This window comes from Nitrosomonas limosa (assembly GCF_054188085.1).
In genome coordinates, this window is sequence record NZ_CM135180.1 from 1,404,994 (window position 1) to 1,427,194 (window position 22,201).

Consider the following 22,201-nt stretch of genomic DNA (forward strand, 5'->3'; position numbering starts at 1 on the left):
ACCCCCATGCATCTTTCGATCATCATTCCTGCTTTTAACGAACAACAGTTAATCTTGGAGTGTTTGCGCTCGATCCGGGAGTCGGTCAACGCCAATTCAAGAACCGGTTTCACGCATGAAGTGATTGTTGTCGACAACAATTCCACCGATAAAACTGCAGAACTCGCCAAACAAGCTGGCGCCACAGTGGTTTTCGAACCGGTCAACCAAATTGGCCGTGCGCGTAATGCCGGTGCTGCCGTCGCAACCGGTGATTGGCTGCTGTTTGTCGATGCCGATAGCCTGCTAAATCCCGGTATGGTCGCTGACATCCTGCAACTCATCGAAAGCGGTCGATATGTCGGCTGCGGCAGTGTCCTGCACATGCCCGGCTTACCCTGGTGGGGTAACGCTGCCATGCGGCTTTGGACTGCACTTTCGGTAACTTTCCATTGGGCTGCAGGTGCGCTGGTGGTTTGCCGCGCCGATGCATTCCGTGACGTGGGCGGCTTTAACCAGGAGATGTTCGCCGCTGATGAAATCGATTTAAGTCAACTACTTAAAAAGTGGGGACGCCAACGCGGATTGAAGTTTACGATCCTGACCCGTCACCCATTGGAAACGTCTCCACGAAAAACCCAACTCTATACTGGCCGTGAAATTGCCGGACAGTTATTGCGTGTCATCTTTAGTCCCCGTAAAACGTTACTCGACAAAAAGAAATTACCGATCTGGTATGACGGTAGGCGTTAATCAGAAAAATCCATTTGCGGGGTTTATTGCACGTGACAATTCTTTTGCCCTCATTGAGGCTGGCACTGGTATGCGGCGGCACCGGGGCTGAACATATCGGCAGTATTGAAAGCGCGCTGTGGCTATTGAGTCAATTCCGCGCCGATCACCATCCTGCTTTCTTCTACCAGCACCCCGACGGTCGCCTGGCAGAAGCCGCTGAATTACCGGCTTTGTTCGAAACTTGGGCAACACATCCTTATATCAAAGCTTGGAGCGATCAGTCAGGCGCCGAACGCTGCCGAGCCATCTTCCGGCAAGCAACAGCCTGGAGCGGAGCACCATGGACCACATTGACAAATAACCAATGGGATTTGGTATGGCCGGCCTTCCATGGCCGTGGCGGTGAAGACGGCAGCTTCCAGGGTTTTTGCGAAATTCTGGACTTGCCTTATGCCGGTTGCGGTATCGCGGCTTCCGTTATCAGCGTCGATAAAATAAAAACCAAATCAATCTTGCGTGTTTCCGGGCTGCCGGTATTGCCGCAGATCACGATCGACGATTGGGAATTAGGCGCTGATGACGTGCTTTCAGTATTGATTGAACTGCCAGAGCATCATCAAACAGAATCCGGGTCAAGTTTTGATGCAATCAAAGCCATCAGTCCAACACTGGCTAAGCGCATAGTCGAATCGGAGCAATGCCTGCATTATCCGGTTTTCGTCAAACCGGCCAGCTTAGGATCGTCGCTGGGTGTCACTAAAGCTTCCAATCGCCAGGAATTGATCGCCGCGCTGATTCAATCATTATCGTTAGACCGGCGTGTGCTGATAGAACCGCAATGCAACTGGCCGGAGTATGGCATCGGATTGTGCGGCCTTGACGAGCCGAAGATTTCATTAGTAGTCGGATATGCACTGAACCCTGATTTTTTTGATTATGAAGCCAAATTCGGCGACCAGGCGCAAGAAGATGCCATTCCGGCGCATCTCGACAATCACCAAATGCATCAGCTTCAGGAGCTGGCCGTGGCTGCCTGGCATGCACTGGATCTGGAAAGCTGCGCACGGATCGACTGTTTCTATGAAAATGGTCAGTTCGCAATCAACGAAGTCAACACGATGCCAGGCTTCGGTGCGCATAGCGTCTACGCAGAAGCCTTTACCAAAGCTGGATTACCGCCAGCAGCCCTATTGGATGAAATCATGGCGGCCGGTTTGGAACGTTATCGCCGGCGCAATCGGCTCAATTTCGGTTTTAAGGATCGGCTATGAACGGAATCCGTCAAACAGTCACGGTGCTTTTCGGTGGAAAAAGCCCGGAACACTGGGTCAGCGTCAAATCCGGATTGTTCGCGTTATTGCATCTTGATCCGTCGCGCTATCTGGCCTGCGGCGTTTATTTTGATCAACAAGGCAAGCCGACGTCCGCTGCTGTTTGTCGTGATGCAATCGCAACCTTTTTTGCCCGTAACGAAGTTACTTTTTTCGGACCTGGCGAAACCCCTCCATCGGATGATCTTTGTACATGGTTGCAGGGACGTGCACATCCATCCGGTGAGACTTGTCTTCACGACGGCGGTCAAGGGGATTGGGGACTCTTCTTGCCGGTTTTCCATGGTCAGGGCGGTGAGGACGGCAGTATTCAAGGATTCCTCGAATTCATGCGGTTGCCTTATGGCGGTTGTAATCTGGAAGGCTCGGCGCTAGGGATCGACAAAATCCTGACCAAACAATTCTGCGAAGCAAGCGGATTGACCGTAGCACCGTGGACTGGAGTTACCACGATTACTTGGACTCGTGAAAAACAAGCCTGCTTGGAGCGTTGCCGATCTTTAGGCTTCCCTCTGTTTATCAAACCTGCCCGCTTGGGCTCGTCGATCGGTTTGCACCGTGTCATCCGCTTCGAAGATCTTGCACTCGCAATCGAAGAAGCATTGAAATGGGATAGCCGTATCCTGGTCGAGGCGCAGGTTCAAGGCATCGAATATGGTATCGGCATCGCCGGAAACCTAGCACAACCCAGGATATCCGCGATTGCCGAATCCACGCTTCGTGCCGACAGTTTCGACTACGATGCCAAATACAGCGCCGATGCGCTCGACGACATCGTCCCCGCTCGCCTAAGCGAAACCGATACCGTCAAACTGCAGAACTTTGCTCTAAAGGTTTGGCGGGCATTGGATATGCGTGGAATCGCCCGCATCGACTGTTTCTTGGGTCCCCAAGGCCCGGTGCTCAATGAGGTCAACACCATGCCGGGATTATCCGCCTGGGCTCCGTTCGTCATGGCGTGGCGGCACATCGGCGTACGCGCTCCGGATTTGATGGATTTGATGGTTCGTGAAGCTTTGGAGCGATACCAAAATCCCATTGTCAAGCACCCACCCAATCTTTTGTAGCGATTTTTCTGAAGCCGCTTCAAGCCTACCATTCAGCTTTTTGCTTCTTCTACTCCCGTCATAAGTTACAATCGAATGGTCTGCACATGATGCGATGCAGATTCAGTAATTAATTGTAACGTGCCGATTTCAAATTTTTACCCTTTAATGGTTATCCATTTTTGAATCATCAATCTGCTATAACACCGCCATTGTTCCTCCATGACGAATCTATGATTGCTCTACTCGCTATATTCTCGCTGGCTTGTATCGGCTATATTGTATATCTCCGCCGGCGTTGCAACAGCAGCCAGGAATCGATGCGTGTACGCGCTATTGAAGCCATCATCCAAACGACCCGCTACGGAGTCATCGAAACGGATTTAAACGGAACCATTCTGATCTTTAACCCTGCAGCCGAAAAAATGCTGGGCTACCGCGCAGAGGAAGTGATCGGCAAATTGACACCTGCCATTATTCATGTTCCGGAAGAGATTGCGGTTCGTGCTATCGAATTGGGAATCGAACCCAGTTTTGATGTTTTCGTCAAAAACCCCCGGGAAAAACGCGAGGTGGAAACCCGGGAGTGGACGTATATCCGCAAAGATCGGTCGACATTTGTGACTTATTTATCGATCAGCGCATTAAGAGATGGAAATGATCATTTGATTGGATATGTGGGTGTCTTCGAGGATATTACGGCACTCAAAGAATGGCAGAAAGCGCAACAAATGAAAGATGAATTTCTAGCCAATGTCAGTCACGAGTTGCGCACCCCGCTGAATGCTGTCATGGGTTTATCGGCATTGATTAAAGCGGAGACCGATTATGAGAAAATCAGAAATTATGCGCAAAGCATCCATTTATCCGGCAGCCATTTGCGCGATATCGTGAATGAATTGCTCGATTTCTCGAAAATGCAAGCGGGTAAGTTTCAAATTGAGAAAGCGCGGCTACCGCTCATCAAAGTTTTCAAGGATTGCCATGCGATACTGCTCGGATTGGCGGAGGAAAAACGCGTAAACCTCCGGTTCGATTATCAGAAAATTGCTGAAGACTGCTATGTAGAAGGCGATGAAATCCGGCTGAAACAGATCGTCAATAACATCGCATCGAATGCCATCAAATTCTCAGAAGACGGCATCGTTGAGATTTGTGCCGGTTATCGCGACGGCTTGCTTTCCGTCATCATCAAAGATAACGGTATCGGCATGAATGCAGAGGTCGTCAGAAATCTCTTTAAACCGTTTTATCAAGCGGACGGTTCGATAACCCGGAAATTTGGCGGTACTGGTTTGGGCTTGGCAATTTCAAAAAACATCATCGATAAAATGGGCGGATCGATCAAGGTTGAATCTGCAATCGGCAAAGGGTCGACTTTTATCTTGTCAATTCCGCTATCCCCCGCACCAGAACTGCATAATCGCATCACCAATGAAAATCCGCTGCATAAGTTCGACCACCGCTTTCATGTGCTGATAGCGGAAGATAATGTGCTGAATCAACTCATTCTTGAACAAATATTACTTCAGTTTGAATTAAACGTGACCAAAGCCGGGAATGGCAAGGAAGCGCTTGATCTGGCGTTAGAGAACGAATTTGATCTAATTCTGATGGATATGCAAATGCCTGGAATGGATGGCCTGCAATCGACGCAGATGCTTAGGGAAAAAGGAATCCTGGCGCCGGTGATTGCTTGCACGGCCAATGCCTATCAAGACGATAGAACCGCGTGCATCGCTGCCGGGATGAACGATTTTATTACCAAACCGATCGATATCTCCGCGCTTAATGCGCTACTCATTAAATATCTCTCAGCACAACAGCAATCGCAGCAGAACACCTAACTTCGAAAGATTAAAAAGAGCTATTGTGGTGAAAAACTATTTGGCGATGGTGATGCTGGGCACGCCGATGCGCGGCAAATCGGTAACGGTCATCTGAAACAACAAGAATAACAACTGGAAAGCATCGCGATTCCAACGTGCATAGGGTCCTGAAGTATTAACCGCATAATAGCGGCTATCCCAGCGAATGGAGAAATCTGTTCCTGACGGTGGTGAGCTGGAAACCAAAAATTCCATGGTTAAATCGGGGTTTTCATTGCCCAGTATCGGCGGTGTTCTAGGGTCTTTTTCGACATGATAACCGGCTTCATGACCCAGCGACTTACCCAAGAAACTCAGAATGGCATGAAAACTTCTTAACCGGAAAAAACCGCTCATCGGCCATTCGCCGCCGGAATAACCGGCACGGATATCGAACGCGATATCGCTCACATCCCATTCACGAGCGCGTTCGTTCAATTTCTCACGCTCTGCTTCAGTCAGTAAATCAGGATCGTAATTGGTGATCAAAATCGGTCCAGGAATTTGTTTGCGTAACGAAAAGGTATCGTCCGCGGAGTTATAGTGCACGATAAACTCCTTTTGCAGCGACTGGAAACTGTCAGGCGCAATGGTAGCGGCTGGGATAGTCCAAGTATGCGTCAGTAATAACGGTTCCGCGTATAGTTGATTGTGATCCTGGATAGCAGAAAGATGGAGTGCGACGCGGCGAAACATTTCATAGCCCATCCTGTCCGCCGGGCTATTGCGGTAAACACCGTGCTGACCGGAATCCTCCAAACGCACTTCCTGTGCCATCATACGTAGCAACATGTCGACATCATAGTGTTGACGCAATAACAACGTCAGTTTGCTTTGTGGAAAGGGGGTCAACAGGCGCTTGGTAAATTCTTCACCCTCGATCGGAACAATACTGATGGTCGGGCTTTCAGCAAGACTGCCGCCAAAAATCGGCATCAAAGTTGTTCCGGCAAGCCCTCCCAGTGCTGGGGTTGCGCCGGCGTTGGCAGCAAAAGTAAAGGTAGCCGCAATATTGGATACACCGGTGAAATGAATCGGTTGACGGTAATGCGCACGAACAATATTGACGAGCAGTTGTTGCGAAATGGCATCGGTTACTGCTTCATCGTATGCGATGACAGCACGATTCAGGGCAATCGGGGATACACAGCCGGTTAAGAGAAACAGGATGAAAAAATACGAAAAGTATTCCCGCAATCTATGTAGCTCGAGCTTCGTATTTTTACACTTCACCCAAACATCCCGTTCATTTGAAATTCGCTTTTCCTGTAAAGTGCACATAAATCCATCGTCAGTGCGACACTGCAGTGAATCATAACACCCAACCAGATACTTCTGCTTTTTAAACTTAAATACCCCAGCACAACCCCGGCAATAATTGCGGCGATGGTTTCCGCCATCGGCTTGCCAAAATGAATCATACAATACGGAATTACCATGACGAATATGGCGTAGAACCCAAAGCGCTGCTTTGTTCCGTGCAGAATAAAACCCCGAAAGAAAAATTCCAAAGCTGCGAACTGCAAGAAATAGATCATTTCCCAAATAAAAAACTTGGGAAATAAACTTTCATTCTTCCCAACTTCATAAAAAGGATAGCGCTCCAGGAAACTCCCGGAGCCGGAAAAATAAATTACCAGCGGAATCATGAAAACCAGCATGTACAGATACAGCGGATAATCTTTCAGCGCCCCTTCAGATCTTAAGCCATAATCCGACAGCTTTTCCTTAAATACGAACCAAATAATACCTATGGGTACAATCAGATAGAAGAAAATAACGATTGTTGCCCAATACGTCAGCATGTAAAGTTGACCATTCACTGGATCGTCAATTCTGCCCTGCAACATTTCCGCAAGCCGGAGCAGGTTCAAATCGTTCAGGATGGAAATCACAAACCAAGGATTTCCCAAATAGCGCGTACAAGTCAAAGACAAGGCAACGATCAAACATATCAGCACTACTTTGAGATCGATACGGTTGCCATTTTCTTGCAAAAACTTTAGAGAATCAGTCTCTGACTTAAGAAAAATTGATGAAAAATTTTTTTTATTAATCAAATTTCTAGATTTTATAAGAAATGAAATTGTGCATGCCTCCCAGAAAAATTCTGAAATCACTACCCAGTTTTAACATTTCACACTGACAGGTTAATAATATTCCGGTCTGGCATGGTTTTCGAAACGTGTATATTCCCCCAGAAAGGTTAAATCAACTTTTCCAATCGGTCCATTGCGCTGCTTACCGATGATTATCTCTGCAATGCCTTTGTCTGGGGAATCCGGGTTATAGACTTCGTCTCGATAAATAAAAAGGATCACATCGGCATCTTGTTCAATGGCGCCGGATTCTCGTAAATCCGACATGACCGGACGCTTGTTTGGGCGTTGCTCGAGACTGCGATTCAGTTGCGATAATGCAATTACCGGCACTTTAAGTTCCTTGGCCAATCCTTTCAATGCCCGTGATATTTCAGAGATTTCGGTAGCCCGGTTTTCCCCTTGACTGGTGGAAGACATGAGTTGTAAATAATCAACCACAATCAATCCTAACTCCCCGTATTGGCGATATAGCCGCCTTGCCCGCGCTCGCAGTTCCAATGCATTGAGCGCCGCGGTCTCATCAATATAAATGGGCGCTTCATTTAATTTGCCTAAGGCATGGGTCAATTTGGGCCAATCTTCATCGGCTAGACGCCCCGTTCGCACTTTATGCTGATCAAGCTTACCGACGGATCCCAATAACCGCATCGCCAGTTGAGCGCCTCCCATTTCCATACTGAATACCGCAACCGGCTTGTTCAATTCCAGCGCGACATACTCGGCAATATTTAACGAAAAGGCGGTTTTACCCATAGAGGGGCGGCCTGCGACAATAATCAGATCCCCCGGCTGGAAACCGGATGTTTTCTGGTCAAGATCATGAAATCCGGATGCCACGCCGGTCACATTGCTCGGATTATCCTGGCTATATAACAATTCTATCCGTTCCACAACTTGTTTCAGCAGCGGTTGGATGCCGACGAATCCTTCTTTTCCGCGTGCACCTTCTTCGGCGATTTCAAAAACCTTGGCTTCCGCTTCGTCCAGTAAATCCGCAGCAGATCGCCCGACCGGATTGTAAGCCGAATCTGTTATTTGCACACCGATTTGCGCCAGATTACGCATGATGGAACGCTCACGCACAATTTCTGCGTAGCGTTTGATATTTGCAGCGGACGGCGTGTTCTGCACCATCGCGCCGATGTAAGCAAGCCCACCGACGGTTTGAAGCTCGGCGGATGTTTCCAATGACTCCGCCACCGTTATCACATCGGCTGGTTTACTTTGCTCGATCAATTTACAAATGTGGTGATAAATCATCCGGTGATCGTACCGGTAAAAATCATTCTCGGTGATTATGTCAGCGACTTTTTCCCAAGCATCATTGTCCAGCATCAATCCGCCGAGAACTGACTGCTCACTTTCTATCGAGTGAGGAGGCGTTTTATAAGGGTCTGTAATTTGATCCTGCAAAAAGCTGATCGGTGATTGCGCCATGGAATTCAACTATGCGATTGGAAGTTTTTTCATTCTAACATTAAGCTGCACTGCAAATAAAAAAGGACTACCGAAATAGTCCTTTTTTACAGTTAATATTTATAAACAATATCTTACAAAGATGCTTCCCCGAGTACCGAGACCGTAATATTGGCAGCTACATCACTATGGAGCGCGATAGTCAACGGATAATCGCCAACTTGTTTCAATTGACCATGCGGCATACGGATCATGGATCTTTCGATGGAAAATCCTAAACCAACCAACGCTTCCGCAATATTCGCATTGGACACAGAACCGAATAACTTCCCATCACTTCCGGCTTTCTGGGTAATTTGTACCAATAACCCTTCAAGTTTTGTTGCAACTGCTTTAGCAGCTTCAAGAGCAGCTGCTTGTTTTTTCTCCAGCTCTGCTCGTTTCGTTTGAAACTCGGCTATCGCCTGCTCGGTCGCACGCTTTGCTTTTCCTTGAGGAATTAGATAGTTGCGAGCAAAGCCGCTTTTAACATTAACGATGTCTCCCAGTTGTCCCAAATTCACAATTTTTTCCATCAAAATAATTTGCATTGCAATGACTCCTTAGTGACGATCGGTGTAGGGCAATAATGCTAAAAAACGTGCATGTTCAATCGCCGTGCTCAATTGCCGCTGATAAAAAGCGCTGGTGCCGGTTATACGAGCCGGAATAATTTTGCCATTTTCACTGATAAAGTCTTTTAAAAGATCAATGTCCTTATAGTCCACTTGCTTAATACCCTCCGCAGTAAATCTGCAGAATTTCTTGCGCTTGAATAACGGACGATTTGCTTTTTTATCTTTTTCTTTGTCTTTACTATCTTTTCGTCTGGTAAAACGTGTCATATTCGTTGATTCCTAATGTCTGATTAAATAAGTTCGATCTGGCTAGCATGCAAAACGAGCTGTTGATTCATATGGCTTTTCCTATTCAAGAAACCGCTCAATTTCACCATACTATCGACTTTAACCTCAGCAACTTGCAGAGCCAATTGATCCATCGCTATCGCAAAAACATCAAAAATTATTTGCCTCATTGCTCCTGCTTCCCTTTGCCGCGATTCATGATGAACGGTGAACTCGATCACGGCAATACCGGCGGGTGTATAACGCAAAGCGCCCAGCTTAATGAGTTTTCCACAAATAATTGTTTGATTACATTCCAATTGAAACCAATTAACTATGCGGAAGCACTGGGTTCGTCTTCAGCTTCTATCTCATCAATAGCTGATTCTGAAGCATCCCCACCACTTGCGCTTGATCTTTCTTCCTGACGCATCATTGGAGACGGTTCCGTAATTGGAGTATCAGTACGAATGGTCAAATGCCGCAGAATGGCATCGCTGAACTTGAACGCATGATCCAAGTCGTCCAGTGTTTCTTGATCACACTCTATGTTCATTAAAACATAATGTGCTTTATGAACTTTCTGGATTAGGTAGGCAAGCTGACGGCGCCCCCAATCCTCAACACGATGAATCTTACCATTTCTTGCGGTAACAATACCGCGATAGCGTTCGATCATGGCTGGCACTTGTTCACTTTGATCAGGGTGAACAATAAACACGATTTCGTAATGTCGCATATTTTCCTTATGGGTAAAGTCTTCCGCGCATGGCAGTAAGACAAGGTTGAAAACTAGTGATTTTACTAAACCACTCGTACAATTTCAATTAAATCAATTAATCGGCAGCGAATGAATATCAATTTTCACAGAACTAGGCCACTTAGCAAGCTTTCATGCCGAAATCTCAGGCTGATGGGAAATTGATCATTCCTCCGATATCATTCAGCTACTATTTTTCCGCGCAAAATTTTTTTCCGGCTATGTAAGCTTTTTTCTTCCAATCGTTTGGTCTTTGAAGCAAGGGTTGGTCGAGTGGCTTTTCGTGGCTTGACCTCGGCAAGAACATTGTTGATCAAGTTTTGCAACCGCGCCAACGCATCAGCCTTGTTCTTGGTTTGGCTGCGAAAACGCTGCGCTTTAATGACGACAATGCCATCACTGGAAATTCTATGATCCTTAAAATGCAATAACCTTTCTTTATATGGCTCTGGCAGCGAAGAAGCTTTGATATCAAAACGCAAATGAATCGCAGTCGATACCTTGTTGACATTCTGCCCACCGGAACCCTGCGAGCGCACAGCTTGTATTTCGATTTCAACCAACGGTATGGTTACGCCATTGGCTAATGTAAGTATCGTATCGCACATACGCAGTATTATTAATCACACAATCGGCAAATAATTAATATGAGGCCGAGATTAATTGTCAGCGACACTGCTGAGATAAAATAGCCCATCATCAATAACCCGACACTCAAGTATCCCAAACAACATGCGCATTGCAATCATCGGCGCCGGCTGCTCCGGACTCACCGCCATCAAACAACTCGCAGAAGCGGGATTAGATGATATCGTTTGTTTTGAAAGAAACGATCAAATCGGCGGTAATTGGATCTACAAGGCAATGCCAAGTCATAGCAGTATCTGCAATACAACCCACACGATTTCCAGCAAACAAATGTCCCAATTCAGTGATTTCCCTATGCCGCAGGACTACCCCGATTATCCCAGTCACCAACAAATACTCGCCTACTTTCAAGCTTATGCGCGGCATTTTCAGTTGGAAAAATATATTCGTTTCCAAGTTACCGTATTGCAAGCGCACAAAATCCAAAACGAACGGTGGCGTTTAACCTTATGCGATGGTACTCAACCCGAGTTTGATTATCTCTTCGTTGCAAATGGGCATCTGTCGATTCCTCGTCATCCTGACTGGAAAAACAATTTTTCAGGAATATATCTGCATTCTCACGATTTCAAGAGCAATCAGGGATTAGAAAACCAGCGTATACTCGTCGTGGGGGCAGGAAACTCCGGTTGTGATTGCGCAATTGAATCAAGCCGCAATGCGGCTTCCGTCGATATTAGTTTACGTTCACCGCAATATATTATACCCAAGCTCATCATGGGAAAACCCACCGATACTTTCGCAGCCTCCATGCGCTGGCTTCCGCAATATCTGCAGAACTGGTTACAAAAGCTTTCCTTGCGCATTCAAATCGGATGTTACCGTAATTATGGACTACCGGAGCCAGTTTTTTCACCGACGCGAGCGCACCCAACCGTAAATTCAGAAATTTTCGACAGAATACGGCATGGCAAAATACGTCCACGCCCCGGAATTGAAAGTGTTTCTGAAAAAACAGTCTGCTTTGCTGATGGATCGACTGCAGAATACGATGTCATCATAGCCGCTACCGGTTATATCACCACCTTTCCTTTTTTTGATCGCACTTTCATAAATTGGGAGAACACAGCTCACATACCGCTTTATTTGCGAATTTTTCACCCGGATCACCCCAGTTTGTTCTTTATCGGTCTAATACAACCGCAAGGCTGTATTTGGACATTGGCGGAGGCGCAGTCAAGACTCGTATCTAAAATTTTAACTGGCAAAATTCACCTGCCTGATAATTGGCGCACACTCGCAGCTGCAGAGGGAAAATATTGGGTGCGAAAATTCCTGGCCCGTCCCCGCCATTCGCTTGAAGTTCATTACTACCCTTATCTAAGGCAAATTCAGCGATTGATCAAACAAAAATAGGAAATGTACTTCCGGAAAAACTTATGCCCCATTCTGCACTTTGAATATGCATACTAAAAAGCTATGTGACAATTCAAAAAAATTTGAGTCGCCCCATGACATACTGCATACTAATTGCGCTTTAATTTTCAGATTACACTCTCTAAATCGTATATATACTGATCTATCTATTCGAATTCTTTTTTCACAGGCAATACAATGTTTATTAGCGTTCTTGATCTTTTCAAAATCGGTATTGGTCCATCCAGTTCACATACCATGGGTCCAATGGTAGCAGCCAATGATTTTCGCAACCGGATTTCGTCATTCATCGCAAACAATCCAGCGCCATCTTATTTACAAGTGCGTTGCACTTTGCGCGGCTCGTTGGCTTTCACCGGAAAAGGTCACGCCACCGATCGCGCCGTAACCTTAGGCATGAACGGACATACGCCGCAAGGTTTGGCCACGGAAAACGTGAATGAACTATTTGAGAAACTGTGGCGACAAACTTCGTTTCAAGTTGCTCATTCGGTTACCGTCCATTTTTCCCCTCCTGAGGACATAATTTTTGATAAGGGCGAGCCACTGCCGGAACACCCCAATGGCATGATCTTCCAGTTACTGGATGGCACCGGACGGACACTTCTGACCGAAACTTATTTTTCAATCGGTGGCGGTTTTATCACGACGATTGCGGAAATCGGACAAATCGTAGCGCCGATCAAAATGGAAGCAACCCGCTCTTGCGGTTTTCCATTTGACTCGGCGAACCAGATGATGAAAATGTCTGCCGATAGCGGCTTAACGATTGCGGCCATGAAGCGCAGCAATGAGCTGGAACGCATCAGCGAGCAGGCATTAAACGCAGGGCTTGATACGATTTGGAATGCCATGCGTACTTGCCTTGAAAATGGTTTGGTTGCGGAAGGTCAGCTTCCGGGTGGCTTAAAAATCAAGCGGCGCGCGCATGCGTTATACCAGCAACTGCAAAATAATCCGCAGAAAGCCACCCTTAATGATTGGCTATGTGCTTACGCGATGGCGGTCAACGAGGAAAATGCTGCCGGACACTTGGTAGTCACCGCACCAACCAATGGCGCCGCCGGGGTAATACCTGCGGTTATTTACTACGCGTTCAAGCACGAGGGTGCAACTCTGGAACAAGTGCGCGACTTTTTGCTTGTTGCCGGGGCCATCGGTGGCTTAATCAAGCACAACAGCTCAATATCCGGTGCTGAAGTCGGCTGCCAAGGTGAAGTCGGTTCGGCTTCGTCAATGGCTGCTGCCGGCTTATGCGCTATCAAAGGCGGCTCCACCGCACAAATCGAAAATGCCGCAGAAATTGCACTGGAACATCACTTAGGCATGACCTGTGATCCTGTTGGCGGCTTGGTGCAAGTTCCCTGCATCGAACGTAATGGATTTGGCGCCATTAAGGCTTATACTGCAGCATCACTGGCGATTCGTGGCGATGGTCAACATTTTATGTCGCTGGATAATTGCGTTGCGGCGATGAAACAAACTGGGTTGGAAATGTCTGTAAAATATAAAGAAACTTCATTGGGCGGTCTGGCTGTCAGTATTACCGAATGTTAACAACTCTCATCAATAGATGAGCCGCATTGCTAGTAACATCCAATCGATCCGAATATTGCGGTCAATCGAGTTAGAATCTGCCTGACAACAATTTAGACGCTCTTATAACTGCTCTGATGACAAACGCTGACATATCAGTTTGAGCTGAGAGTCAATTCAAAAAAAACGCCCATAAGGGCGTTTATCGATTAACATTTGGAAGATACGAGAGCAGTGTAACATGATAATTGTGAAGGATTTGTGATTAAGAACGGACAACCTCGAATCGCAATTCATCGTTTCTCCAGTCAACCTCAGCTCCGATAATAAACTAACTCGGTTTATATGTAAGATAGCTATTTGCAGCAAAATTTCACTCTGTACATTTTTTATTTCGATCTGTGTATCATAGATCAGTACTTATCGGTGTCGATAAAATCGTTTACAAATAACTCAATCAAACAAAAGAGGGACTTATGGGCGCTATTTTCTTTTATGTGTTTATTTATTTTCTTGGATACTATGGCTCGAATGTATTGAACATACTGACGGTGCGTCCGATCGTAACCAATCGGTTTATCGCAGCATTGATACCGGTTTACGGGGTTGCCTTTATGCATGCCTACATGATCGTCACCAAACCTCTGCCGCCAGGAAAAGATGTAACAGTCGAGTTTGCTCTCTTTGAATTTGTCGCCCTACCAGTCGTGCTTGTGACAATGGGAGCGATTTATTTCATGTGGAACAGCAAAGCAAATCCAGATAATCGTACAGCTAATGTGTCAACTAGAACAAATACTGATACTGAATCCGTCACCTCTGAATCTCCCGCAACCCAAGATCAGCAAACAGATTCACCTGCACAAATCATTGCTCAAACTGAAGTCACGGTATTATCAAAAGAAAAGCAAAACAACGACAAAACTGATCACGACCTAAGCGGTGGCGGCAAAAGCTAATTAACCAATTTCAAGAAATCCCGATCTAGTATTTTTTATCAAACACTTAATCACTCTTGCGTTTCCTGTCAACTATCACATGTTCTTTCTGAGCACTTAATGTTCCTTGATCAATGATCGCTAATGTCAATCGCGAAATAGCTACACGTTTTCCGGTTGCTTCTTCTAGTATATCTGTCTGCCAGACTTGTGTGCGGCGGCCAGTATGCAGCGGTGTGCAGATACCTATGACATGACCTTTGGTGACTGCACGAATGTGATTTATGTTCAGCTCCAATCCAACCGCCCGATATTTCTCAGGGTCAATTGTCATCCACCCCGAGACGCTGCCCAATGTTTCTGATAACACGCAGCTGGCACCACCATGCAAGATGCCAAAAGGTTGTGTTGTCCGCTTATCAACCGGCATTCTTCCTTTCAAAAAATCGGAACCAAGCTCAACAAATTGGATACCGATATGTTCCCCCATATTGGCATTTCGCAAACCTTCTAAATAATCAACAGAATATTCCTTAAACCAAATACTACTATTCATAATTTTTCCTTAACAACTATTGCCCGATTCAAGTGAAATTATGGATTTTATAACTTTTTCAAAACAGCATGAATCGCCAAAATGAGTTAAATGCAAAATAAATACAAAACACTGATCGATATCATAGGCTAAAGGGTTAGACACAATAAAACCACTCATAGCTTCATTAACAAAAAAAGAATAATAAAATCAATTAATTTATGAATACTGACTACCTGATTCAGAAAATTAATTTTGAGATTTCTCCTAAACTTTCAAAGCTGATTGTCGTAAAAATAGCGGTAAAGTTAACAGCATACAATTAAATCTAACAGTTAAACGAATGTGGATTGTGCCTAGAAGAGACTGCACTAAAACAAGGATAATTTAGTTAAATTACGGAGAAATAGAATGCCTGACAAAAATTTAAAATTCTTAGTTGTGGATGATTTTTCTACAATGCGTAGAATTGTTCGCAACCTTTTAAAAGAACTTGGTTTTGTCAATGTTGATGAGGCTGAAGATGGGGCAGTCGCATTACGAAAATTACAAGATGGCAATTTTGATTTTATTGTTTCAGATTGGAATATGCCAAACATGGATGGCCTAACAATGCTCCAAAATGTTCGCGCCAACGAAGCGTTAAAGAAAATCCCTGTGCTCATGGTCACTGCTGAAGCGAAAAAAGAAAATATCATTGCTGCTGCGCAGGCAGGAGCAAGCGGTTATATTGTAAAACCTTTTACCGCTGCCGTTCTCGAAGAAAAGTTGAATAAAATATTCCAAAATATGGAAGTAAAAGTTTCAGCAAAAGCTTAACTACTATTAACATTCAAAAACAAACTGGCGAGCAGAAAATGAATACAAAACACCAAATCAAAGAAAAAGTCGATGATGCTGCGAAAGCTACCACCAAATCAAAATCGAGAAAAACAATCCGATTAGCGAATTTACCATCCTCTCCAGTAAATATAGATCATGAAGAAACCGAAACAGTAACAACTAATAAAAAGGTTATTGATCAGATTGGACAAATGACCAGGAATTTACATGATAGCTTACGGGAATTGGGGTATGACAAGCGTCTCGAGGCAATTGCCAATGAAGTTCCTGAGGCCCAAAACAAATTAACGTATATTGCCAGTAAAACCGAACAAGCTGCCGAACGAACGCTGAGCGCAACTGAAATCGCAATGCCGATCCAAGAAAAACTTTCAGCCACTGCAGTTCAATTATCCACACAGTGGAAACAAGCAATTGAAACACAACAAAATAATCCAGATACTGAAAAATTCAAAACCCTTTTAATCGACACACTCCAGTTTCTTGACAATATTCCTGAACAGGCCAATGCAACCAATACGCAATTGCTTGAAATTATGATGGCACAAGACTTTCAAGACTTGACAGGCCAAGTCATAAAAAAAGTCACGCACATGGTACAAAGTTTAGAGAAAGATTTAATCGATCTGTTGCTTGCAAATGTTCCAAACAAAATTGCCTCGACTGAAGAAGGTCTTCTGAACGGACCTGTAACAAATCCTGAAAAAAGAAATGACGTTGTTTCTAGCCAGGATCAAGTTGATGATCTGCTCGCAAGCCTCGGCTTTTAGTCAAAACGACTTTCATAATAGCTATTTATACACGATTCTGGGTTGGCGTACCTAAACTGCTGACCTAGGATCATTCCTGAATACTGCTACTGTTTGATAACCCTCTCAATCCTAATCGGGTTTGCGTAGAAAGTTCTAGTTTAAAAGCCTCCTTCTATTTCAAAGTGGGCAAGATACTATATTAGTCAACAAAAACTGGAGTCTATTTAGATAGTCAGTCCTGCAAAACACTTGGAGACCCTATAAATATTGGAATTCATGCGAATTAGTAAACGCTGAGTGTTGATACCGGTTTAAAATTGACCCCCCATTACGGTTGAAATTTGACCAGGGGGAAACAGGGCACAGGATACCCTGCATCTGTGGATAAGTCGACCAGACTGAGTTGGTGTTTTTCCTCCGGTTGGTGTTTTTGATTCAATCGTGAATCACTACAAATTGACCGAATTTTCTTCTGATGCACATTTTTCTTTTTCCCGTTGCTGTATTCTGATCTTTGCACTTGCAGCGCTTTGTTTGTAACGAAAAGACTCGTTACCGGTTTCGATGATGTGACAATGGTGCGTGAGTCTATCCAGTAACGCGGTGGTCATTTTGGCGTCGATGAATACGTTGCTCCATTCTGCGAATGCGAGGTTGGTGGTAATGATTACGCTGGTTCGTTCATAAAGCCTGGAGAGCAATTGGAACAGCAACGCACCGCCGGCTTGTGAGAATGGCAGATAACCCAATTCATCGAGAATGACCAGATCAACCTGCAACAAGCTTAGGGCAAGCCTGCCTTGCTTGCCGGTTGATTTTTCCCGTTCCAGGCTATTGGCAAGGTCAATGGCGGCTTCCAAATCGCACCTTCTTATCCTGATGCTGTATGCCTGAAGTGCCGATGGCGATGGCCAGATGCGTTTTGCCGGATGACTCGAATTCAGCAGCAATATCAGGCGTAATCTGTTGTTGAAGATCGGCATAACAGCCAGCCATGCCATGTAATTTCAGTGCCTTGAGTTGCGCCAGTATGGCAGACATGCGACACCTCCTGCCGGTTCAGGCGGTCATAGCGCGCGGTATTGGCTTGCGGTTCTTCCTTGAGTTTAAGTGTCGTTTCCACAGGCGCCGGCATGTCGGTGTGTTTCAGCCGCGCCAATACATTGGCAACATGCTCAGCGCTTATCACGTCGGATTCGAGTACCAGATCAACGGCAACCAATACCGCTTCCAATCCATGCATCGGCACCAGACTCAGCACTTTGGACATGGTTCGATCGGCTTGCTGGCGGTCTCTACGCCGCAGTGCTGTCTGTAATTTCAACAGGGACGCCGGCAGTTCCGCAAACGGTGCGCCGTTACGCAATGCGCCCGGTTTCTTCTCGATGACCGGCATACTGGTGAACGGCTACCATCTGATTGGCCAAACGACAGGGTGCGGAATATCGGTTGCGCTGCAATGTAACCAGACAGGTACTGGACACTCGCGCCGATACTTCGATATAGCCATCGAACGGCACTGGCATCGGCATTAGGTACAGTTGTTCCTGTTCCAGTGCATCGGCAAGGGTGATGCCCGCATAATTCGGATGTTCGATTTCAGACCACAGCGCGCGACAGCGCGTTTCAAGCCACCGGTTTAAGTCATCGAATGAGCCAAACTGTTGTTGTTTGGCTTCATTCCAGATGCGGCGGCGCATGTCCTGAACATTCTTCTCGACCACACCTTTTTCCCAGCCGGAAGCCACATTGCAGAAATCAGGGTCGAACAGGTAATGCACCGTCATCGCAAAGAAACGCGTATTCACCACACGCCCGTTACCTTTGGATACCTTGTCCACGGCCGTCTTCATGTTGTCATAAATGCCGCGTTTCGGCACGCCGCCAAAGGCAGTGAATGCACGGGTATGGGCATCAAACAACATCTCGTGGCTTTGTGACGGATAACCCGATAACATGAAGGCGAGACTGGCACACAGCTTGGTGTGCGCAGCCAATATCTTACGGTGGATGCCGCCAATCACCAGCCATTCCTCGCTCCAGTCAAACTGAAACGCTTCGCCCAGCGCAAACTTCAGTGGCACATACGCCGTTTTACTTTGTCCGTCTTGATTGCGCCAGTTACGAACAAAGTCACATACAATCGTATAACCGCCTGTATAACCCTCGTTCAATATCTCTTTGAACAGCATCAACGCTGTGCGCCGATCCTTCTTCGGACGACGTGCATCCGCTTCCAGCGCCAGCAATAACCTGGATTGAAACGCTGTCAGCTTGCCAAGCTTCTTCGCTCTTTGATATTTCATTGCGCTATCGCTTGGCGCTTTCAACCACTTCTTGATCGTGTTCCGCGACAAACTCGTGCGGCGCTGAATTTCATTAATCGACAGGTACTCTCGATAAAACATCCGTCGTATCTTTCCATACATAACCATGGTAATCACCTCTTAAATTCTCCTGCCTAAAATTTAGGCAGAATACCTGAATTACCTGGTCAATTTTCAACCGGTACAACTAGCTTCTTCTGGTCAATTTTCGTCCGGTGTCAACACACAATCTGCCGTTATCTGATTTTCTTTATGATTTGCTGCTGAAAAGAAAAGAACATGCCATCAATGAATAGGTATTCCATAGAGCCAGCGGAACCGGTTATGTTTCCGAACAGCGCAAGCAAATGGCCAAAGTTATCAAGGAATCCGGCATATCCTTCACCATCCACGATTTGCGCCGCACTTTTTTAACAGTTGCAGAAAGTCTCGACATCCCAGCTTATGCCGTAAAACACTTGGCCAATCACAAAATGAGCAACGATGTAACTGCCGGATACATCGTCACCGATGTGGAGCGATTGCGGCAACCAATGCAAAAGATAACCGACTATATCCTTAAGTGCGCTGGATATAAGCCATCTGCAATCGTTACCAATCTATCAAAAAAGAAATTACATAAAACATCTTGACTTAATACGGCATTGCCGTAATATGAATTATGTATACCATTGCCGAAACCGAAGTTTTCAGTCGTTATGTTAGTGATTACTGGACTGAAGACGAACGCGCAGCTTTTGCCGTTTGGATTGCAGAGCACTACGACACCGGAGATATTGTTCCAGGATCAGGCGGCTGCCGAAAAGTGCGCTGGTCACGCAAAGGAAAGGGCAAAAGCGGCGGCTTACGCGTGATCCATTACAATATGCTGGAAGATGGCACTATTTGGCTACTGCTGATCTACGCCAAAAACGAACATGAGAATATACCCGCTCATTTACTTAAAGCAATCAAGGAAAAAATAGTATGCCCATGACTGAGAAAGAACTGAAAAAACGCGACGCCAAACGTGATTTAGGAGCGGAATTGCTCGAATCCGTCACGCAAATGAAATCCGGGCATGCAAGCCGAATACACAAAGTTAAAGTCCCGCCAGTCGTTTCAGCGCGTATAAAATCAGGCTTGTCACAATCGGATTTTGCAAAATTGCTCGGCGTTTCAGTAAGAACATTGCAAGACTGGGAACAAGGCCGCCGTCAACCGAGCGGTGCAGCAAAAACGCTGATTGCAATTGCTGAGCGCCGCCCCGAAATTTTGAAGGAAATCACTGCATAATTTTGCTGGCGCGAAGAAATATCTGATCCTTTGACAGTGCTTCCTCGGCTTTAATTTTGAATAATTTCAGGCAAATCCGCCTCCAATCATTACTACCTCTTAATGTATAAAGGCCAATGTTTATTCAACATTGGCCTTTAACTCAAACTTTCAGAAAACTTTAAGCGTAAATTTTTTTCATCGGTAAGCGGGTTTCATTTTTTGATGCGCTACCAATCACTAAGTAGCTTAAAAAGAATACCGCACCTAAAATAACATCAACTTCTAGCCACCCCGCAAGCGAATTCAAATCTCCAAACAACATAAATCCAATTGCCGGAACAATTCCAAATAACACCAGAGTCATCCTCGTAGCTGTGCTGATAACATTGTGGTTTGCTTTCATTTTAATCTCCTAGTCGATAGCTTATTAATAAATCACAGCTATTATGACGGATAATTTCACAAAAAATTCACATATTATTTACAAAAAAATCACATTTCCCATCCTATATTTATAACTTATTGAATATATACATTTAATATATTTAAGAAAATCATTTAATCACTCACGCCCCTTGCCCATGAAATACAGGCGTCTCCGATTGACAAAATTCAGGCATAAAAATTAAAAGGAGACCGCATATTCAAGCCATGCGCTTCTAACGATTTGTCTTACGTTCCATCCTATTTCCACGCAAAAAACCGGGGCTTGGCAGTACAAAATAATGTTAATACCTTCAGGATACAATTTTCTAAAGTGATCGAGCGGCAAGCCGTCAACAGAAGTTATTCGATTCTCATAGTAAACAAATTGATATGTACCTTGACGACAACCCCGATTACAAAACGGTTTGGCAACTGGCACATGATTGGGCGAATCTTAATCCGGAAAAAACCGATACTAAAGCAATCCCGCCCGTACTCAGAGAACACATCATTCGGCTAATCCTTGCCATACGAAACAAAAAGATTTCTGCACGGACACGCAAACGATCAATTTTTATTGATGATTCTGTTATCTCTCTGATAGTCGATACCCCTCATTATCTAAGAACTCTAAGCTGTTTATTAAAAGATGCCATTAATAAATCCTACCTGGATTCGCTGTATATTAAGCGTGAAGATGTGATTGATTTGTGCATCACTTCCCATCACGTTCCGCCGTCCTGCTGGATGCCAAAATATCTACCTGATGGACAAATAATTAAGAAGGAAGCTAAAAACTACCGGCCAGCTAACGAAACGGAAGATCGGATTCGCTGCCAGACAATAGCCACTGTTTTATGGGAGCTTGATCCAGCTATACATCTTGTCCATATGGCTCAATCAACAATAATGCAGCGATTTGGCAATGGCAGAGACTATGGTGAAGAAACGGTGAAAGATTGGATCAAAAGCGTTGACCCGCAAAAAAAGCGCAAAAAAGGCGCTCCTCCAAAGGTTCAATATAAAATTGAACTGATAAAAGATCCCCAGCTTGGGGATTAGCAGCGCAATTAATCGCTATTCGATTTTAGTCTGGAGACGCCAAGCCGCATCGCTACTCGCTTTAGAAATCCGCCAATCCTGAGCAATACTTTTAATTACCTCTCAGTCAACTGACCCTTTTTTATTTCTCGGTAAGTTGCAGCAGTATTAATTCCATTTCAACCACAAATGGAGTTAATCATGCATGACTTTTTACTCACTACTAAACAAGCCGCGCAAATCTTGGGCGTCAGTGTCGCATTCCTGGAACGAGACCGCTGGGCCGGAGCGCGAGTACCTTTCGTCAAAGTAGGCTCCCGAGCAGATCGCTATCGCCATAGCGATCTGCTCGCCTATATTGAATCGTGCACGCATTATTCAACCAGTCAGTACTGAGGTG

At 45.4% G+C, this 22,201-nt stretch carries 24 protein-coding genes and 2 pseudogenes; 14 read left to right on the plus strand and 12 right to left on the minus strand.

The features are described from left to right. Positions 1-6: 6 nt before the first annotated feature. The 4 genes from ACV7NC_RS06345 (at position 7) to ACV7NC_RS06360 (ending at position 4,938) form a co-directional block, all read left to right on the plus strand. Positions 7-732 (plus strand): glycosyltransferase, encoded by a 726-nt coding sequence (locus ACV7NC_RS06345; RefSeq protein WP_458154672.1) that lies wholly within the window; start codon positions 7-9, stop codon positions 730-732. Positions 733-764: 32 nt separating this feature from the next. Next, entirely contained in the window at positions 765-1,985 is a 1,221-nt protein-coding gene (locus ACV7NC_RS06350; RefSeq protein WP_458154673.1) for a hypothetical protein, read from the plus strand. Beyond that, complete coding sequence (locus ACV7NC_RS06355; protein ID WP_458154674.1) at positions 1,982-3,112, plus strand: D-alanine--D-alanine ligase; 1,131 nt, start codon at positions 1,982-1,984, stop codon at positions 3,110-3,112. Before ACV7NC_RS06350 ends, ACV7NC_RS06355 begins: the two co-directional genes overlap by 4 nt. Before the next feature lie 212 nt (positions 3,113-3,324). Then, positions 3,325-4,938, plus strand: coding sequence for a hybrid sensor histidine kinase/response regulator (locus ACV7NC_RS06360; protein WP_458154675.1), 1,614 nt, complete (start codon positions 3,325-3,327; stop codon positions 4,936-4,938). Between the two features lie 36 nt (positions 4,939-4,974). Here the strand turns inward: ACV7NC_RS06360 and ACV7NC_RS06365 are convergent, their stop codons facing one another. The 8 genes from ACV7NC_RS06365 to arfB all read right to left on the minus strand — a co-directional run bounded on the left by ACV7NC_RS06365 (position 4,975) and on the right by arfB (position 10,729). Next, positions 4,975-6,156 carry a hypothetical protein gene (locus tag ACV7NC_RS06365; RefSeq protein ID WP_458154676.1) on the minus strand — a complete coding sequence of 394 codons (1,182 nt, stop codon included), beginning with the start codon at positions 6,154-6,156 and terminating at the stop codon, positions 4,975-4,977. Positions 6,157-6,188: 32 nt separating this feature from the next. Further along, a complete protein-coding gene (locus tag ACV7NC_RS06370; protein ID WP_458154677.1) occupies positions 6,189-6,956 on the minus strand; it encodes a CPBP family glutamic-type intramembrane protease in 768 nt (255 codons plus the stop codon). Positions 6,957-7,109: 153 nt separating this feature from the next. After that, positions 7,110-8,498 carry a replicative DNA helicase gene (gene dnaB, locus ACV7NC_RS06375; protein WP_458154678.1) on the minus strand — a complete coding sequence of 463 codons (1,389 nt, stop codon included), beginning with the start codon at positions 8,496-8,498 and terminating at the stop codon, positions 7,110-7,112. A 113-nt stretch (positions 8,499-8,611) separates the two neighbouring features. Beyond that, entirely contained in the window at positions 8,612-9,067 is a 456-nt protein-coding gene (gene rplI / locus ACV7NC_RS06380; RefSeq protein WP_458154679.1) for a 50S ribosomal protein L9, read from the minus strand. 12 nt (positions 9,068-9,079) lie between these two features. Continuing rightward, complete coding sequence (gene rpsR, locus ACV7NC_RS06385; protein WP_458154680.1) at positions 9,080-9,361, minus strand: 30S ribosomal protein S18; 282 nt, start codon at positions 9,359-9,361, stop codon at positions 9,080-9,082. A gap of 23 nt (positions 9,362-9,384) precedes the next feature. Then, positions 9,385-9,681 (minus strand): primosomal replication protein N, encoded by a 297-nt coding sequence (gene priB / locus ACV7NC_RS06390; RefSeq protein ID WP_458154682.1) that lies wholly within the window; start codon positions 9,679-9,681, stop codon positions 9,385-9,387. A gap of 14 nt (positions 9,682-9,695) precedes the next feature. After that, on the minus strand, positions 9,696-10,100 hold the full coding sequence (rpsF, locus tag ACV7NC_RS06395) for a 30S ribosomal protein S6 (protein WP_458154684.1): 405 nt from the start codon (positions 10,098-10,100) through the stop codon (positions 9,696-9,698). Between the two features lie 200 nt (positions 10,101-10,300). Further along, the gene (gene arfB, locus ACV7NC_RS06400; RefSeq protein ID WP_458154686.1) at positions 10,301-10,729 is read right to left on the minus strand and encodes an alternative ribosome rescue aminoacyl-tRNA hydrolase ArfB; all 429 of its coding nucleotides are present in this window, start codon (positions 10,727-10,729) and stop codon (positions 10,301-10,303) included. A gap of 124 nt (positions 10,730-10,853) precedes the next feature. Between arfB and ACV7NC_RS06405 the strand changes: the two genes are divergently transcribed. The 3 genes from ACV7NC_RS06405 (at position 10,854) to ACV7NC_RS06415 (ending at position 14,641) form a co-directional block, all read left to right on the plus strand. Next, positions 10,854-12,125, plus strand: a complete 1,272-nt coding sequence (locus ACV7NC_RS06405) for a flavin-containing monooxygenase (protein WP_458154687.1) — start codon at positions 10,854-10,856, stop codon at positions 12,123-12,125. Positions 12,126-12,323: 198 nt separating this feature from the next. Then, positions 12,324-13,703, plus strand: coding sequence for an L-serine ammonia-lyase (locus ACV7NC_RS06410; protein ID WP_458154688.1), 1,380 nt, complete (start codon positions 12,324-12,326; stop codon positions 13,701-13,703). Positions 13,704-14,158: 455 nt separating this feature from the next. Further along, the gene (locus ACV7NC_RS06415) at positions 14,159-14,641 is read left to right on the plus strand and encodes a hypothetical protein (protein WP_458154689.1); all 483 of its coding nucleotides are present in this window, start codon (positions 14,159-14,161) and stop codon (positions 14,639-14,641) included. Positions 14,642-14,687: 46 nt separating this feature from the next. On the opposite strand, the gene ACV7NC_RS06420 is transcribed toward ACV7NC_RS06415, so the two are convergent. Further along, positions 14,688-15,176 (minus strand): hotdog fold thioesterase, encoded by a 489-nt coding sequence (locus tag ACV7NC_RS06420; protein WP_458154690.1) that lies wholly within the window; start codon positions 15,174-15,176, stop codon positions 14,688-14,690. A gap of 390 nt (positions 15,177-15,566) precedes the next feature. Between ACV7NC_RS06420 and cheY the strand changes: the two genes are divergently transcribed. Next, positions 15,567-15,974, plus strand: coding sequence for a chemotaxis response regulator CheY (gene cheY / locus ACV7NC_RS06425; RefSeq protein ID WP_458154691.1), 408 nt, complete (start codon positions 15,567-15,569; stop codon positions 15,972-15,974). 38 nt (positions 15,975-16,012) lie between these two features. Then, positions 16,013-16,768 carry a protein phosphatase CheZ gene (cheZ, locus tag ACV7NC_RS06430; RefSeq protein ID WP_458154692.1) on the plus strand — a complete coding sequence of 252 codons (756 nt, stop codon included), beginning with the start codon at positions 16,013-16,015 and terminating at the stop codon, positions 16,766-16,768. A 431-nt stretch (positions 16,769-17,199) separates the two neighbouring features. Here the strand turns inward: cheZ and ACV7NC_RS06435 are convergent. Next, positions 17,200-17,728 (minus strand): annotated as a pseudogene (locus ACV7NC_RS06435) (ATP-binding protein); the annotation flags it as partial. A 58-nt stretch (positions 17,729-17,786) separates the two neighbouring features. After that, positions 17,787-19,185 (minus strand): annotated as a pseudogene (istA, locus tag ACV7NC_RS06440) (IS21 family transposase); the annotation flags it as partial. A gap of 239 nt (positions 19,186-19,424) precedes the next feature. Between istA and ACV7NC_RS06445 the strand changes: the two are divergent. From ACV7NC_RS06445 to ACV7NC_RS06455, 3 genes are read left to right on the plus strand one after another with little or no spacing between them, the layout of a single operon-like run. Then, on the plus strand, positions 19,425-19,709 hold the full coding sequence (locus ACV7NC_RS06445) for a hypothetical protein (protein ID WP_458154693.1): 285 nt from the start codon (positions 19,425-19,427) through the stop codon (positions 19,707-19,709). A gap of 29 nt (positions 19,710-19,738) precedes the next feature. Next, complete coding sequence (locus tag ACV7NC_RS06450) at positions 19,739-20,053, plus strand: type II toxin-antitoxin system RelE/ParE family toxin (RefSeq protein WP_458154694.1); 315 nt, start codon at positions 19,739-19,741, stop codon at positions 20,051-20,053. Further along, positions 20,050-20,352 (plus strand): helix-turn-helix domain-containing protein, encoded by a 303-nt coding sequence (locus ACV7NC_RS06455; protein WP_458154695.1) that lies wholly within the window; start codon positions 20,050-20,052, stop codon positions 20,350-20,352. Before ACV7NC_RS06450 ends, ACV7NC_RS06455 begins: the two co-directional genes overlap by 4 nt. Before the next feature lie 160 nt (positions 20,353-20,512). Here ACV7NC_RS06455 and ACV7NC_RS06460 read toward each other — a convergent pair whose 3' ends face one another. Then, positions 20,513-20,737 carry a hypothetical protein gene (locus ACV7NC_RS06460; protein WP_458154696.1) on the minus strand — a complete coding sequence of 75 codons (225 nt, stop codon included), beginning with the start codon at positions 20,735-20,737 and terminating at the stop codon, positions 20,513-20,515. Between the two features lie 413 nt (positions 20,738-21,150). On the opposite strand from ACV7NC_RS06460, the gene ACV7NC_RS06465 reads away from it, so the two are divergent. After that, complete coding sequence (locus tag ACV7NC_RS06465) at positions 21,151-21,822, plus strand: hypothetical protein (protein WP_458154697.1); 672 nt, start codon at positions 21,151-21,153, stop codon at positions 21,820-21,822. A 180-nt stretch (positions 21,823-22,002) separates the two neighbouring features. After that, positions 22,003-22,197 (plus strand): helix-turn-helix transcriptional regulator, encoded by a 195-nt coding sequence (locus tag ACV7NC_RS06470; RefSeq protein ID WP_458154699.1) that lies wholly within the window; start codon positions 22,003-22,005, stop codon positions 22,195-22,197. Positions 22,198-22,201: the final 4 nt, after the last annotated feature.